Origin of the sequence: Lancefieldella parvula, from assembly GCF_963530955.1 — a bacterium.
Lineage (GTDB): Bacteria > Actinomycetota > Coriobacteriia > Coriobacteriales > Atopobiaceae > Lancefieldella > Lancefieldella parvula_A.
Window position 1 is genome coordinate 14,305 of sequence record NZ_CAUSFQ010000007.1, and the last position, 15,327, is coordinate 29,631.

Genomic DNA, 15,327 nt, shown 5'->3' on the forward strand with positions numbered 1-15,327 from the left:
CCCGCACCGAATTGGTGCGGGGGATCAGGTCAGCGTACTCAGCTAGTAGTAGCTTATGCCTTTGCAACCTCGGTAAGGTTGGTAAGGATCTTGTCGTCCTTCTTATCCCACTTTGGAGCAGGACGGAAGAGCTGGAAGAGAATTGCTGCCAAGAAGATGAAGGCAATAACAGTCCACACACCAAAGGAACCAAGGACAAAGAACTCCCAGAACTGATTGATCATCAGGCCAACAATCCATGCAAATACGCACTGATAGCCAATAGCAAACCAGAACCACTTAGAGTCGTTCATTTGTCGACGAATAGAACCTACTGCAGCGAAGCAAGGTGCGTCAAGCATATTGAATGCAACAAATGCGCACATTGCACCAACGTGAAGAATGCCACCAGCATCGGTGAACATACCAGCGAAGCCAGACCACCTAGTAACGGACTTCTCGCTTGCATCACCAAGACCGTAGAGAACACCAAAGGTAGAAACAAGGTTCTCTTTTGCGATCAGAGCAGAGATGGAAGCTGCAGTTGCCTGCCAGTTTGCAAATCCAAGAGGAGCAAAGATAACGCCGATGAAACCACCAACAGCTGCAAGCAGGGAGAAGTCCATAACATTCTCAGGAGCGCCCTCAATGCCTGGAAGGTAACCAAAGACGCCGTTTGCGCCCTCCCAGGTTGCCCAACCAAAGTTGGAAAGAACCCAGATACCAATAGCCGCTGCGAAGATGATGGTACCAGCCTTAAGGATGTATGCAGAGATACGCTCCCAAACATGCATTGCCCAAGACTTGATAGAAGGCATGTGGTAATCAGGAAGCTCCATAACAAATGGTGCAGGCTCGCCCTCAAATGCCTTAGTCTTCTTCAGCATGACTGCAGAAATAACAATCATTGCAACGCCAAGGAAGTAGAAAGCAGGAGCAACCCACCAAGCAGAAGAGCCACCAATAAGAACACCCATAACCAAAGCAATGATTGGCTGCTTTGCAGAGCAAGGAATCATGGTGGTGAGCATTGCAGTCATACGGCGGTCCTTCTCGTTCTCAATGGTACGAGTAGAAAGAACGCCAGGAACACCACAGCCAGAAGAAATCAGAAGTGGAATGAAGGACTTGCCGGACAGGCCAAAGCGACGGAACACGCGGTCCATAACAAAGGCAACACGGCTCATGTAACCGCAGTCCTCAAGGAAGCACAGCATGATAAACAGAACAAGCATCTGTGGGATAAAGCCAAGGACAGAGCCAACGCCGCCAATAATACCGTCAACTACAAGGCTAGTAACAAGGGGGCTTGCGCCAGCACCTTCAAGAGCACCGCGAGCAAGATCAGGAATACCTGGGACATACATGCCATACGCAGAAGCTTCTGGCTCAGTAGCAGCGCCTTCAACAGCAGTCTTAAAACCAGCGGCAGTTACGCCACCAAGAGTCTGGAGTTCCTGACCCTCAGCAAGAATTGGTTTGCCGTCAGCGTCAAGCTTAAGAGGATTGTCGTCAGTATCAACGAAGTTGCCAGCCTCATCATGAACTGGTGCGCTCAGAGCAACAACGTTCTTCTTGGCAGTCTCTGCCTCAAAGCTGGTGATAGCGTCAGAATCCCACTGTTTAGCCGCGATTGCAGCACGAACCTCAGTGGTATCAATACCAGCCTCGTCAGCTGCGTTGAGATAAGCGTCAATCTGGTCACCATAGTGATGAGAGTCAAACTCATCTTTTGCCTCATTGTACTCGGCGTCGCCGATACCCATGAAGTGGAAACCCTTGTCAAACAGGTTGTCGTTGACCCAGTCAGTTGCTCCCGTACCAACAGTAGAGATGGAGATGAAGTACACAAGAGCCATGATGATAACGAAGATTGGAAGACCGAGGATACGGTTAGTAACAACGCGGTCAATCTTCTCGGAAGTGGTCAGCTGCTTTGGAGCCTTCTTGACGCAAGCTGCCATGACGCCAGCGATCCACTCATAACGGTCAGAAGTAATGATGGACTCAGCGTCGTCGTCACGAGACTGCTCAACTGCAGCAATGATCTTCTCAAGCTCAGCGGTCTTCTCGGCAGAAAGGTTAAGAGGAGCAATTGCATTTGCATCGCGCTCAAAGACCTTAATGGAGTACCAACGAGACAGAGTTGCAGGAGCAAGGCCCTCGATTGCAGTAGCAATCTTGCCAAGAGCCTCTTCAACCTCTGGGGTAAAGCACTTAACACCCTCAGCAGGAGTTCCCTCCTGGCCGGCCTTAATTGCCGTCTTTACCAGAGTGTCAATGTTCTTGTTGCGAAGTGCAGAAACCTCAATAACCTCAACACCAAGCTGCTTGGAAAGCTCCTTGGTATCAATGACGTCACCAGACTCCTTGAGCAGGTCAACCATGTTAAGACCAAGGACAACTGGACGACCAGCCTCGAGAATCTGAGTAGTCAGATAGAGGTTACGCTCCAGGTTGGTAACATCGAGAAGGTCAATAATGGCGTCTGGGCGCTCATTAATGAGGTAGTCACGAGATACCTGCTCCTCAGGTGAATAAGGAGACAGAGAGTAAATACCAGGAAGGTCGACAAAGGTGACGTCCTTATCGACGCGCCAATTTGCCTGCTTCTTCTCAACGGTAACGCCTGGCCAGTTGCCGACGTAGCCGTTTGAGCCCGTAAGCTCATTGAATAGGGTGGTCTTACCGCAGTTTGGGTTACCTGCAAGACCAATAATAGTCTTTTGTGCCATTAGGCTTCCTCTACCTTGTGAACGTCTACTACTTCAATGCTTGCAGCTTCATCCTTGCGGATAGAAAGCTCGTAGCCACGAACTGTGAGCTCAATTGGGTCTCCCAGTGGTGCTACTTTCTTGACGTAAACCTCAGTGCCCTTAGTAAGGCCCATGTCCATGATGCGACGTTTCACGGCGCCTACACCCTTTAGCGCAGCAACCGTGCAACTCTCCCCCACCTTAACTTCTTTCAGAGTTGCCATAACCTTCCTTTCATCGAAACACGTATTAAAAGCCGCGGGTTTTACCAGCAGCGCAATACAACAAAGTGTTTAGAGCGGAGAAACCATGATGTGCGACGACATCTGACGGTTCAGTCCAAGTCGTGCGCCCTTAACGCTGACAATAACGTCTCCGTTAACGCGTGAAATAACTTTTACCTCTGCACCTTCAACAAATCCAAGTGTAGAAAGGTGCTGACGAAGGTCAGAAGCACCCTTAACCGCTACGATTACAGCAGTCTCTCCCTCACCAAGCATGGCAAGAGGAAGAACTGGACCAGAATTTGCGGGACCCTGTGAGGTCTTTTCTGTATCCATGCATCCCCCAAAATAACGTAGGCAAACTAAGTTTGCTCTTTCGAACTTTTACTTCATTAGTATCAACTAAAAGTTAAGGTAATTCAACTTTCATTTAATAATTAAAGTAAAAAAATAAGGCGAGAAACTCTGTCTACCAGTGGTTTCTCGCCTTGTAAATATTGCAACTTTATTTCAGGTAATCCTAGTTTTACGTAAACATAAACGATTGTTTGCTCAAGCTTACGACAAGCGGTGCGACATCAGCCCGTATTCTGCAGACCTGCGGCAACACCAGACACGGTGCACAAAATCAAATACGTAATGTTTGCACGTGCCTCTGGAGTAAGCATGTCATCCCTTATACGAAGCTCAGACAGGGCATGCACCTGCGTAACCGAGAGAATATTAACAAATGGAAGACGCAGGCGGATAACAGGACCAAGCACGCGACGGTTCTCCAACGGCCACTTGTTACCGGTGATAGCAAGGACCCACTTGCGCGTCAACGACATCTCGGAGAGAACCATCTCCGAAAGTTCAGGGCGATCACCCAGAGCCAGATAAAGTCTTGCAATACGAGCATCAATTTTGGAGATTGACATCTCAATGTTGTCGATAAACGTAGTGAACAGCGGCCACTCTCTATATGCCTCACGGAGGCGTTCGATATCCCCTACTGCCTCGCAGGCACTGCCCAGTCCATACCAAGCAGCCAGGTTGATACGAGCCTGTGACCAGGAGAAAATCCATGGAATAGCACGCAAGTCATCAAGAGACTTGGCGCCCAGGCCACGTTTTGCAGGTCTTGAACCAATGGGGAGAAGACCAATCTCTGTCAGAGGGGTAACAACCGAGAACCACTCAGCAAAGCCATCGGAGTGAATGAGCTCCAAGAAACGCTGCTTGGACGCGTTATCAAGCTCAGAAGCGAGCGAAGCAAACTTCACGTCTGTCTGGGTATTCTTCTGTTCAATAGAAGGTGCCATCTGAAGCAGTGTTGCTCCAGCAACGGACTCTACGTGACGGCGAGCAAGCGTTGGGTCACCATAGCGAGCAAAAATAACTTCTCCCTGCTCAGTAAGTTTAAAGCGACCGTTGACTGAGCCTTTGGGCTGAGAAAGAACAGCACGGTTTGCAGGACCACCGCCACGACCAACTGCACCGCCACGTCCGTGCATCAAGATGAGGTCAATGGAGTTCTTCTCTGCCCACTCTGCCAAAGCAGCCTGAGTCTTATGAAGTACCAACGTTGCCGTAGTTGGTCCCTCATCCTTCGAGGAATCGGAATAGCCCAGCATGACCTCAAGCTTGCGGTCTGTCTGAGCAAGACGCGCCTGCACCTCAGGAAGCTGAATTACCTGGTCAAGTGTGGCAACAGCATTCTCAAGGTCTTCAATTTGCTCAAAGAGTGGAATAACGTCTAGTACAGGAACGTCTTCTTCATTTGCAAACGCAAGACGTGCAAGCTTATAGACATTCTCAACATCCTGAGCAGACTGCGTAAACGAAATAATATAGCGACGAGCAGCATTAATGCCGTTCTTCTTTTGAATTGATCCAATGGAGCGGAAGGTATCTAGCACCTCCTGCGTCATAGCATCAAGTTTGGCGGGTTTCTCGGCAGTTGAGGGGTGTGCCTCAATATCTGCAAGCGCACGCTTGTGCACCAAAGAGTGCTGACGGAACTCCATCTCTACCAAGTGGAAGCCAAAGGTCTGAGCTTGCCAGATAAGCTTCTGAACAGGACCGTAGGCAATACGGAAAGCCCCTGCTTGAGCCAGTGAATCCTGAATAACGCGCAGATCAGCAATAAACTCTTCAGCGTTTTGATACATCAGGTCGGCATTGCGCTCAATGGTGGCGCTGAGTCGGCCAGAAATGACGCGCATTGCCGCACGGTGCAACTCAGACCCAGCCTTATCAATAGCCCTAGAGGTCAGGGCCTGGCTCATTTCTACCTGCTGTGCCCAAAGATTGACAAGCGCAGGCGAAGCTGGAGTAGAAATACCATCAAGCGTCAGGCCTCGACTGACTTCCTTGGTAGCCCGAGCCAGTGCCTGCAATACGTGTACACGGTACTTCTCGGCAACTTGGCGAGAAACCAGGGCGGTAACATTAGGGTTACCGTCGCGGTCGGAGCCAATCCAGCTACCTGGACGGAAAAATGGTGGGCAGACAGGCGACACACAACCAGCGTTTTCTCCCAGCACCCAGTTATCAAAGCGGCGATATACCGAAGGAACCATCTCAAAAAGGGTGGTATCAAAAATGTTGAGGACAGTATCTGCCTCCTCCAAAGGAGTTGGCTTTTTATGACCGATAGGAGACGTACGGAATAGGCCGTCAATCTCTTGCAGCATGCGACGCTCGTTTTCCACACGAGCAGGACCACCAAGCCTCTGACGCTCATCAAGAAGCTCTGAGATGGTACGGATTCGGCGCTCAACGTTTTTACGACGAGCCTCAGTTGGGTGCGCGGTAAAGACGGGGTGGAACTCAAGACGATTAAGACGTGCTTTTGCCTCTTCTTCACCGCACTCGTCAATAAGCTGTCTATATGCAACGGTTATCTCATTGATAGGATCTTCTGCAGAAGATGGATCAACAGAAGCCTCACGAGAGCGCAGGCTGGTAACGCGATAATTCTCTTCACAAAGATTTGCTAAGTGGAAGAAAGTTACAAATGCGCGCATGAGAAGCACGGAGTCTTCCATGCTTAGGCTGTCAATGGTAGAAGCAAAACGCAGAAAAGCATTAAGCGATTCCTTCTCTGAATCTACTTTGAGTACCGCATTGATTGCCTCAAGCAGCAAAGGTGCGCGAGTTGTAGACAAGTCATCTGGTCCAGCTTTAATTGCCTCAACCAACAACGTGTCAAAGCTAGTAAGAAGATCTGGATTGTACTCAGCAAGCACCTTTCTTACCAAACGCAAAAAGAAGGTAAGGTTATCACGCAGAGGAGCTGGTGCTTTAAGCGCTTGAATAAGGGTACGAGCAGCAGCAATCTCATTCCCGCGTCGTTCAAGAAGCGACTGAGCTACTTCAGAAGTTGTTGCACCATCGATGGGTTTCTCGTCAAAAGAAGCATTGCTGGACTCTAGATTTGAATCTTGAGGATTGCCTGCCATGCTCATCCTTTCCCACATAACTCAGAATACGTACTATCTACCATACCCTTTTGTAACAATCTTCGCACGATTGTTTGTCAATCTGTTACCTAATGTACATCGTGGACTACAATCGATATCCCAAATAACAATTCATATATCAAAGTTTCTGGCCACGTTAAAGAAGATTTTAGGTTTTACATGCTCAATCCATTCAAGAAAAGTCGTACTGCGTACAACAATTCTTCCGTACATAAGCAGGTAGAGCGTCTTCGCACACCTCGCTATGAGCTTGATGACTCGCGCACAAACGGGGGTCAACCTGGCATTGTGGTTACATGGTGGACCAGGCTTCTGTCCGCGGTAGTCTCTGGCGATATTGCTAATCAAGACGAGCAATACTTGGCACATCAAACGTCCCAGGATTATCTCTTCAATGCACTTGGACAAGGTGCCTGGGGTGCACTTTTCCCGCTTTTAACTGTTGTTTGCTCTCAGCTTGTTGGCATTGAACAAGCAGGACTTTTCTCCATGGCATTTGTTGTGGCAACACTTTTGTTATTTATTGCCCAATACGGTGTTCGCACGTATCAAGTTTCCGACATAGTTGAACAACGTAGTTTTTCTGATTACCAGACTCAACGCGCAGCTACTGTTGTTGTCATGGTACTAGCAGGTCTTATTTGGTGCTTCTTTAAAGGGTATACCGAGCCCATGTTTTCTATCTGCACGGGAGCTTTGCTTTTTAGGGCAGTTGACGGCATGGCAGATGTCTACGAAGGTCGTCTTCAGCAAAAAGATAAACTCTATCTAGCCGGACTCAGTCAGGCTCTTAGGTGTAGTGCCAGTTTTATTCTCTTTACTGTTGTGTTGTTTGTTACCAGAAATCTTGTATGGGCAAGCTGGAGCATGGGTATTTGTGCCCTTATCACCCTGCTATTTGTTTCTGCTCCCCTAGCCATTCTTGAGACCGATAAAAGCGTGCGCATCAAACTTGCAAACATCAAAGATATTTTTGTACAGTGCTGGCCTCTCTTTTTAGCACTTTTCCTCTACAACCTTATTGACTCGCTGCCAAAGTTTGCCATGGAAGGCACACTTTCTTACAGCAATCAGTTGTACTTCAACGCACTTTATTTCCCAGCTCACACTATTTTGATGATCTCTACACTCATCTACAGACCACAGCTCTTCAAACTTGCTAGTTTGCTAGAAACCTCAATTCATAATCCCGCTAATAAGAAACGCTTTGGCGTAATGGTACTTGCAATGTTTGGAGCCATTGCCGTAGTCACCATTGGTACCGCCGCATTTGTCGAGTTCATTGGCATTCCTCTTAACGGCTTCTTATATGGCGTTGATTTTGAGCAATATCGCGGACTTGCACGCATTATGGTGGCCACGGGTGGACTTTGTGCTGCGATTGACTTTTTATACCAGCTCATCACCATCATGCGAGTTCAAAAAGCCGTTACGCGCGCGTACCTCATTTCATTTGCTGTATCCATCCCCATTATCTGGATGATGGTCAGCTTTACGGGTCTTAACGGCGCAGTTATTGGAAGCTTCTCCTCTATCCTTATCCTCTTCTTACTGCTTATCAGCGAATACGCCGTAGCACGTATGAAAAACTAGCAAAACAATTGATGCTCAAACGCAAAACCCCTCTGCTCCATACGTTGGAACAGAGGGGTTTTTAATGCATATAGCGAGAAACCCGTCTGCTAGAGGGGTTTCTCGACAATGAGCTTAGAAGGAGCAGGCGCCGCCGATAGTGCAAGCAGCTGCTGCAGAGCCGTCATCTGAATCATCGTTTGAACCAGAAACATGGAAGACCTCGGAGAGGTAGTTAATGATGTCGCCGGACTCATACATTGCCTTGCCGTCAATGAACAGACATGGGACTTGGCGCTTGCCACCAACCTCAATGAGGCGCTCGCGAGCTGCGTCATCAGCAACAATGTCATGCATAGGAAGCTCAATGTTGTTCTGCTCCATGAAGGACATAACCTTGTGGCAGTATGGGCAGGTTGGCTTATAGAAAAGCTCAAGATTCTGAGTAGCCATAAAAACTCCTTTTGTTAGTAATTACTACTACTTTGTCTATACCCACCATAGCGTAGTTGTTTCACATGGATTTAGATAGGCATAAAAATAGCCGCACAAGGCGGCTATTTAGTAATTGATGGTGCCAGCAACCAGGATCGAACTGATGACCCCCGCTTTACGAGAGCGGTGCTCTACCAACTGAGCTATGCTGGCGTACAAAAGCGCGCTAACAACTATACGGGGAAGCCCTGTATTATTCAAGCAGAAATACTAAAGAAGCCCGAGAACACCACGAACAAGACGCTCAAGATCATCTGCGTACTTCTCGGATGCCTCTTGAACACTCTTATGCGTAGTTCCATGAGCACCAGCTGGATTTGCAGCAAGCGTCAGAGCCAACACATTCATATCAAGAGCTCGGGCCATAATAACCTCAAGAGCTGTAGAAACACCAACGTATGAGACGCCAAAGCTACGAAGCATAGCAACCTCTGCTGGAGTCTCAAAGTTTGGTCCCAAAAGACCAGCAAAAACACCCTCGCTGAGCTCAATCTTAAGGTCATCCGCTACGCCACGCGCAAGCGTTCTTAGATAAGGCGAGAAGGCATCATTCATATCTACAAATGGGGTCTCAACATCGCGAAGGCCTGCCCACTCTGCAAGCGGATTGGTTCCCGTGAGGTTAATCTGATCAGTAATAACGCCAAGGCCAGTCTTTGCGTTTCCAGAAACAGCACCCGTTGCACCTGCAAAAATAATGTCTTTGCAGCCTAGGTGATGAGCATGCTGAACAAGAGAGGTTACCTCAGCGGCGGAATAGCCCTGATAGAGGTGAACGCGGCCAGGATAGACAACTACAGGCACACCATCGATAGTACCAATGGTTGCCTCAAAGCTGTGACCTGCCATAGGAGAAGCGTCAACAGGGAAACCTGGAATGTCACGATAATCAATACGACGAACTGGCTTTACCAGATCGGCAAGATGACCAAGTCCGGTTCCCAAAATAAGAGCAACGGGATGCTCAACAGATGGGCTTACATTCTCAATGGTTTTCTCGGTAACCACGCAAATCCCCTCCTCTAAGAGGTGACGAGTAAGTGTTCCCTCGCCAGAAACAAGCTTTCCTGAGTACGTACCATCATAAATCTCATGCACGCCACAAGACGGGCTCTTTGCCTTCAAAACGGCGAGCGTGATGTCAGAAGACGTAACAGCGCTAAGAGCAATCTTAGATCCACGTTCAAAATCTTCTGTAACATCCGAGCCATCCTTGAGCCAAACACGTCCTTCTCGCTGTTCCGCGGGCGGACGAGGCCCAGGAAGACCTGAGGACGTCTCGGGGCAAATCTTTGTGACGTTTACTTTTTCTGCCAGTTTTTGTACTGCAGAAACAGGCTTGGCCCCTCCGTCATATCTGACGGGGAGGCCAAGTAAACAAGCGCTAATAGCAACTTTCATTGCTTTTCAGATCCTAGAGAGCAAGAGAGTAAACAGCAATAGATGCCTTACCAAGAATCTCGTTGATCTTCTGTGACCACTCCTGAGAAGCCTTGCTTGCAACAGCAGAGTACTTGCTCATTGCAACCTGATAAGCGGTCTGAGCAGCTGCATAAGAAGCAGAGTCTTTGGAGATTGAATAAGCAGAGAGCTGCTTGTAGTAATCGCCGTCCTGGGAAGCCCAAGTGTTGTTCGTAGCATCCCACTCATCGCCAGCAAGACCAATGATGTACTGAGCGTACTCCTGACTTGTGGTCTCAGAGTTGCCATCCTCAGGTGCAGTTGGAGCCTGTGGAGCATCTGGAAGGGTTGTAGTCAGAACGCTATCACGATACTTCTTCATGATGACAGCATCATGGATGAGCTTCTTTGCAACATCTTCAGAGAGCTTGTATGCAGAAGCAACCTGGCTAACATCAGTAGTCTTGAAGTTGGTCTGCATGTAATTGTTGACCTCGTCATCAGTGACGGTAATACCCTTGCTCTGAGCCTCAGCAACAACAAGAGCATTGCGAACATAGCCAATGATCTTATCGGCTGCTGGAACAGCATAGGTGCCGTCAGACTGCTTTGCTGCGTCAAGACCAGAAGTGTTCTCAATAACCTCACGAGCAGTTACTTCTTTGGTCTGACCGTTGTAGGTATAAGAAGCAATAGGAGTGTTGAGCTCACCCTCAGAAAGTGTGGTGCGACCGTTCAAAGAACCAGTAGCTCCGCCACCGCCCAGAAGGAAGCGACCGATGACAATACCAAGAGCAAACAATACAACTGCGCCTACTCCGATAAAGATCTTTGAGTTCTTTTTTACATCAATAGATGGCATATCCTTGCCTTTCATCGCTTAATGCAACTATGCGTACATAATACAAACCTGTAGTTTACTCTTATTAGCATGCATAAAACATACAACCAGTAAACTCCCCCGTTTGCACACAGTCGTTTACATGCAAAACAAACTATTTGGTAGCTGCAACAATCTCTTCCGAATACTGTTTGATGTATCCAGTGGCATTTTCTGCATCAAACTTCATGCGCTGAGACAGTGCTTTCTTCACGTCCTTAGAAATAGTTCCGTGTGCTAAGGCGAGAAGACCCTGGAGCATGTCATGGTACTCAGCATCTCCGTGATAGCACTGGACCGCCTCATCCAGAAGTGGCCATGCTTCATCAGAATGCTTTGCAGAAGTTGCTCCGTACTGACAGAGGAACAAAAATGCTGCCAGGCGCACCGTTGCTGAGTCATCGTCAAACAGAGAAGCCTCAGCAGCATCAAATGCCTTAAAGACCTGGTCACCAAAGTGAGCGCTCAGATTGGCAAGCGCATCAAGCACTTCCCAACGAGTCTGTGCTTCTGGCCTATACAGTGCATCAATAAGAGAATCAATGTGCTCTTCAAAGGCAAGAGGAGCAATATGGGCCAGCTCCGCAAGCTCATGAGATGCGTCTTGACGAGCGCGCCTACTAGCATCAGACAAAGCAATGACCAGTGCATTCACTTTTTTCATCTGTGCCATAGTTGGCTTTTTAGTAGCCTTCTTAGCAGGTTGCTTTTCTTCTTTTGGCGCCTTTGTAGAGCCCGCTTTTGCGGTTGCCTTAGTTGAAGCCTTTTTTGGCTTCTGAGCAGTTTCTTTCTTTTCTGCCATGAAACCTAAATCCTCTCTAAAACACCCTTTATTCTCTAAATCCGTCTACGACAACGGTGCCGCTTTTTTGATCCTCATGAATTTTAATAAATCCAAGGCTCGATGCTTCACGTAAAAGAGAAGTAAACGAACGATATCCATAAGTCGCCTCAGCAAACTGTGGACGCTTCCTTCGCATAGTCTCTTTTAAACGAGACGCATAAATAAATGTTTCGCTTTCGCGCTCCAAAGACTCAATAGTCTCAAATAAGAGCTGATAGCAGTCGTGTTTCTCGACAGGTACCTTCTCTTTAAAGTCAGGAATTCTGCCAGAACTCAAAATATCCTCGTAGAAGATAAACTCGTCACAAACTTCAGCAAGAAGCGAGCTGGTAGACTCCTTCATACCAACGCCAATGACTGTTTTACCAGCCTCTTTAAGCTTTGCCACGAGTGGCGAGAAGTCCGAGTCACCAGAAAGCACAGCAAAGGTGTCAATGTGGTCTTTAGTAAGACACATCTCAACAGCGTCTACCGCAAGTCTAATATCGGCAGAGTTCTTGCCGGTATAAGCCCTATCTGGAATCTCAATGAGCTCAATACCAAGCTCATGCAGGGGTGTAATAGCATTTGGAAAGCGCTGCCAATCGCAGTATGCACGCTTGGCAGTAATGCGTCCCTTATCAACAAGCCTCTCCATAATGAGCTTCATCTCTGGAAGATGGCCTGGCTCTTGATGACCGTTTCTCTTTCTTTTGCCTGTTCCTAGTGCCAAATTTTCATAATCGATGAAAACCGCAATAGAGCTCTGAGGAGTAGAAATATCACTCATAATCGGGGTCCTTTGCGGTTAACACTTAGTGGCAGCAGTGGCCGTCATGACCGTGCTCGTGACCTTTATGCTCATGATGATGTCCGTGACCATGGCACTCACACTCGTGATCACCATCTTCGTGGTCGTGGCCACAGCAGCACTCGTGCTCACCCTCATCTTCCTGGCTCTCCAGAAGTGACCAGTCAAGACCAGCTGCAGTGCTCGTAGCCTCATCAGCATAAAGCAGTGAGATTGCCTGAGTGCCCTTGCGAGCGCCACCAATCTGGCAGAGCATGTCATACAGGGTAAAGGCAGTCTCTGCACCAGGGAGGGTAATCTCAAGGTCCTCAGACTGAGCAAGAGCAAGCGCAATATCCTTGCGGAAGTGCTCAGCCAAAAATCCTGGCTGGAAGTCTCCCTCAAGCGACTTAGGAGCAAGCTCTTTAAGTGCGCGAGAAGAACCCATGCCACTAGCAACAACCTCAAGCATCTGCTCAACGTCAAGTCCACCCTGCTCTGCCAAGGCCATTGCGTCTGCATAGCCAATCATGCAAGAAGCAAGGGATACCTGGTTACAAAGCTTTGCTGTCTGACCCTTACCAGCACCACCCATGCAGAAAATCTTTGCCGAGAAGGTCTCGAGAAGAGCGCGTACTGGCTCAATATCGTGCTCAGTTGCGCCAACAATCAGCGTAAGAGTACCGTCCTGAGCACCCTTCTGGCCGCCCGTAACTGGACAGTCAAAGGCATGCTTTCCCTCAACCTCAGCAGCATCGTGAATATCACGAGCAAGCTGAGATGAAGAAGTGGTCAGATCAATAAGGTATGCGCCCTTCTTAGCAACGCGGATAAGACCATCTGTTGCCAAGTAAACATCTTCAACATCAGTTGGATAACCAACCATGGTAAAGACAACGTTAGCGTCTTTTGCAGCATCTGCCACACTCTCTGCAGCGTGAGCGCCCAACGAGACAAGCTTTTGTGCTTTCTCTGGTGTTCTGTTGTAAACAGTAACATCATAGCCAGCAGAAATAAGGTGCTCCGCAATAGGAGCGCCCATAATGCCTGTTCCAATAAAAGCAACCTTTGCATTCTTGCTCAGTGCCATGTATGAGTCCTTTCAGACTGAAATAAATATACAAACTGGGGCCGCTCCAAAGAGCGACCCCATACCTTGTACCCGTTAATTAGATTTACGAACCCTGTTAGCAATTCTGTCAGAAAGCGAAAGCTTCTCGCGGCGATCAGTGCCCCAGAAGACAATAGCTACCATGCCTGGGCCAACGTGAGCACCAATGACTGGTCCTACCTGGCTATGAATAATGGTAAGTCCCTCGCAGCCCTTCTCTTTACGAATCTGAGCCTCAAGCCAATTAGCGTCCTTCTGTGCGTCTGCAGAAATAATGCCAACAGGAAGCGAGGTGTCATGAGAATAGCTATCTCTAAAGTCCTGGATAAGAGACTTGAGTGCCTTCTTACGGCCTCTGCACACTGTCTTGACGGTAAGGGCTCCTGTTGAGTCATAGGTAAGCTCTGGCTTTACATCAAGCTTGCCACCAATATTTGCTGCAGCAGCAGGAATGCGACCGCCCGCAGCAAGAGCATCCAAGGTCTCAAGTGTTAAGTAGCCATGTATATAGTTACGCGCATCTTGCGCCCACTCGGCAATCTCTTTTGCCGAGAGACCCTTATTAGCCTGATGTACTGCTTCAAGACCCAAAAGCTGAGCTGCGGACGAAGGTGCACCATTGTCGACTACGTAAATCTCAAAGTCTGGGTATTTCTCTCTTACCATATCTGCTGCTTGTTCAGCTGCATAGTAGGATGAAGAAAGTGCAGAGGTAAGGCAAAGATATACCGTTGGAGTGCCCTGCTTTGCAGCACGCTCAAAGACCTCGAGGTAATGACCAGGAGTAATTGCAGAGGTGGTGTAGCGCAGCTTTTTGTCTTTGCGCATGCCCTCAAAGAACTCATGTGCACTGATGCTCTTCCAGCCGTCATCATAGTGCTCTCCATCTGGTCCCACATAAGGGAACTGGATGATATCAACACCTAGTTGTTCAGCAATTCCTGGAGCAAAGTCTGCGCAAGAGTCCATGATGATTCGAACGTTACTGGGCTTATGATATGCAGCTGAAAGCTCAGTAGGCTCAAGATCTTCAAAGGCAACCTCGCTGATTTCTTCTTCGGCTTTATCTTTTTTATTGAACATCCTGTTCCTCAATCTTAGGTTTGATAATTCCATAACCACCATTTTTACGATGGTAGATGACATTAGTCAAACCAGTAGAAGAATTAACAAAGACATAAAAATCATGGCCGAGAAGGTCAGTTTGGACAAGCGCCTCCTCTTCCGTCATGGGCTCAAGATCAATGTATTTCTCGCGAACAAGCTGGTCATCAAGATCTTCAGCTGGAATCTCAATGAGATTGGCAAGATCTTCTTGTGTAAGAGCAACTCCGCGCTCAGACTTTACATGATGACGGCGCTCAACAACTTTTGTCTTGTACTTACGCAGCTGTCTGGAAACTTTTTCTGCTGCTTCATCAATAGCCACATACATATCGTCAGAGCTAGCAGTGACACGAACAACATTGTTACGAACAAATACCGTAACCTCAGCTGTCTTTCTATCTGGATTTGATGGGTTTTTGTCTACTCTAAGAACTACATCGCAAGACATAGGAGTGATGTCAAATACTTTAAGAGCATCACCGATTTTCTGATCTACGTGTGTGTGCAAAGCCTCAGAAATGCTTACCTTGCGTCCCGAAATCTTGATGTCCACCATAGGAGCCTCCTATCGGATACACGAGACATCTTCTAACTGATGTCTGTATAACAACAATACCCATTTGTCGGTCAATCATTCCATAAAAAGTTGAATTGAGCGGTAAACGGTTAGAGACTATTTCTCTTTATGCGCGATTAATTTTGCTCAGAGGAAGATGTAGCTG

General features: G+C 47.9%; 13 protein-coding genes and 1 tRNA gene. 1 reads left to right on the forward strand and 13 read right to left on the reverse strand.

Translation table 11 applies throughout. The features are described 5' to 3' along the window. Positions 1–53 precede the first annotated feature (53 nt). The 4 genes from RWJ43_RS01330 to RWJ43_RS01345 form a co-directional block, all read right to left on the reverse strand. Positions 54–2,714 (reverse strand): ferrous iron transporter B, encoded by a 2,661-nt coding sequence (locus RWJ43_RS01330; RefSeq protein WP_314006880.1) that lies wholly within the window; start codon positions 2,712–2,714, stop codon positions 54–56. Next, positions 2,714–2,959, reverse strand: coding sequence for a ferrous iron transport protein A (locus RWJ43_RS01335; RefSeq protein ID WP_311409584.1), 246 nt, complete (start codon positions 2,957–2,959; stop codon positions 2,714–2,716). The genes RWJ43_RS01330 and RWJ43_RS01335 overlap by 1 nt, the downstream gene beginning before the upstream one ends. 69 nt (positions 2,960–3,028) lie before the next feature. Beyond that, positions 3,029–3,295 (reverse strand): FeoA family protein, encoded by a 267-nt coding sequence (locus RWJ43_RS01340; RefSeq protein WP_314006889.1) that lies wholly within the window; start codon positions 3,293–3,295, stop codon positions 3,029–3,031. 242 nt (positions 3,296–3,537) lie between these two features. Further along, the gene (locus tag RWJ43_RS01345) at positions 3,538–6,405 is read right to left on the reverse strand and encodes a phosphoenolpyruvate carboxylase (protein ID WP_314006892.1); all 2,868 of its coding nucleotides are present in this window, start codon (positions 6,403–6,405) and stop codon (positions 3,538–3,540) included. A gap of 180 nt (positions 6,406–6,585) precedes the next feature. On the opposite strand from RWJ43_RS01345, the gene RWJ43_RS01350 reads away from it, so the two are divergent. Then, positions 6,586–8,019 carry a lipopolysaccharide biosynthesis protein gene (locus RWJ43_RS01350; RefSeq protein WP_314006895.1) on the forward strand — a complete coding sequence of 478 codons (1,434 nt, stop codon included), beginning with the start codon at positions 6,586–6,588 and terminating at the stop codon, positions 8,017–8,019. Positions 8,020–8,133: 114 nt separating this feature from the next. Here RWJ43_RS01350 and RWJ43_RS01355 read toward each other — a convergent pair whose 3' ends face one another. From RWJ43_RS01355 to hpf, 9 genes are all read right to left on the reverse strand, one after another. Beyond that, positions 8,134–8,451, reverse strand: a complete 318-nt coding sequence (locus RWJ43_RS01355) for a glutaredoxin domain-containing protein (protein WP_035432322.1) — start codon at positions 8,449–8,451, stop codon at positions 8,134–8,136. A 119-nt stretch (positions 8,452–8,570) separates the two neighbouring features. Beyond that, positions 8,571–8,646 (reverse strand) — tRNA-Thr (locus RWJ43_RS01360). A 57-nt stretch (positions 8,647–8,703) separates the two neighbouring features. Next, a complete protein-coding gene (locus RWJ43_RS01365) occupies positions 8,704–9,894 on the reverse strand; it encodes a purine-nucleoside phosphorylase (RefSeq protein ID WP_314006900.1) in 1,191 nt (396 codons plus the stop codon). A gap of 13 nt (positions 9,895–9,907) precedes the next feature. Continuing rightward, positions 9,908–10,756 (reverse strand): hypothetical protein, encoded by an 849-nt coding sequence (locus tag RWJ43_RS01370; RefSeq protein WP_314006903.1) that lies wholly within the window; start codon positions 10,754–10,756, stop codon positions 9,908–9,910. A gap of 133 nt (positions 10,757–10,889) precedes the next feature. Beyond that, positions 10,890–11,576, reverse strand: a complete 687-nt coding sequence (locus tag RWJ43_RS01375) for a hypothetical protein (RefSeq protein ID WP_051479315.1) — start codon at positions 11,574–11,576, stop codon at positions 10,890–10,892. A 28-nt stretch (positions 11,577–11,604) separates the two neighbouring features. Beyond that, positions 11,605–12,387 carry an NYN domain-containing protein gene (locus RWJ43_RS01380; RefSeq protein ID WP_035434886.1) on the reverse strand — a complete coding sequence of 261 codons (783 nt, stop codon included), beginning with the start codon at positions 12,385–12,387 and terminating at the stop codon, positions 11,605–11,607. Between the two features lie 25 nt (positions 12,388–12,412). Continuing rightward, complete coding sequence (locus RWJ43_RS01385; protein WP_314006909.1) at positions 12,413–13,477, reverse strand: NAD(P)-dependent oxidoreductase; 1,065 nt, start codon at positions 13,475–13,477, stop codon at positions 12,413–12,415. Between the two features lie 75 nt (positions 13,478–13,552). Next, on the reverse strand, positions 13,553–14,581 hold the full coding sequence (locus RWJ43_RS01390) for a DegV family protein (protein ID WP_314006912.1): 1,029 nt from the start codon (positions 14,579–14,581) through the stop codon (positions 13,553–13,555). After that, a complete protein-coding gene (gene hpf / locus RWJ43_RS01395; RefSeq protein WP_198014322.1) occupies positions 14,571–15,161 on the reverse strand; it encodes a ribosome hibernation-promoting factor, HPF/YfiA family in 591 nt (196 codons plus the stop codon). The genes RWJ43_RS01390 and hpf overlap by 11 nt, the downstream gene beginning before the upstream one ends. Between the last annotated feature and the right edge of the window lie 166 nt (positions 15,162–15,327).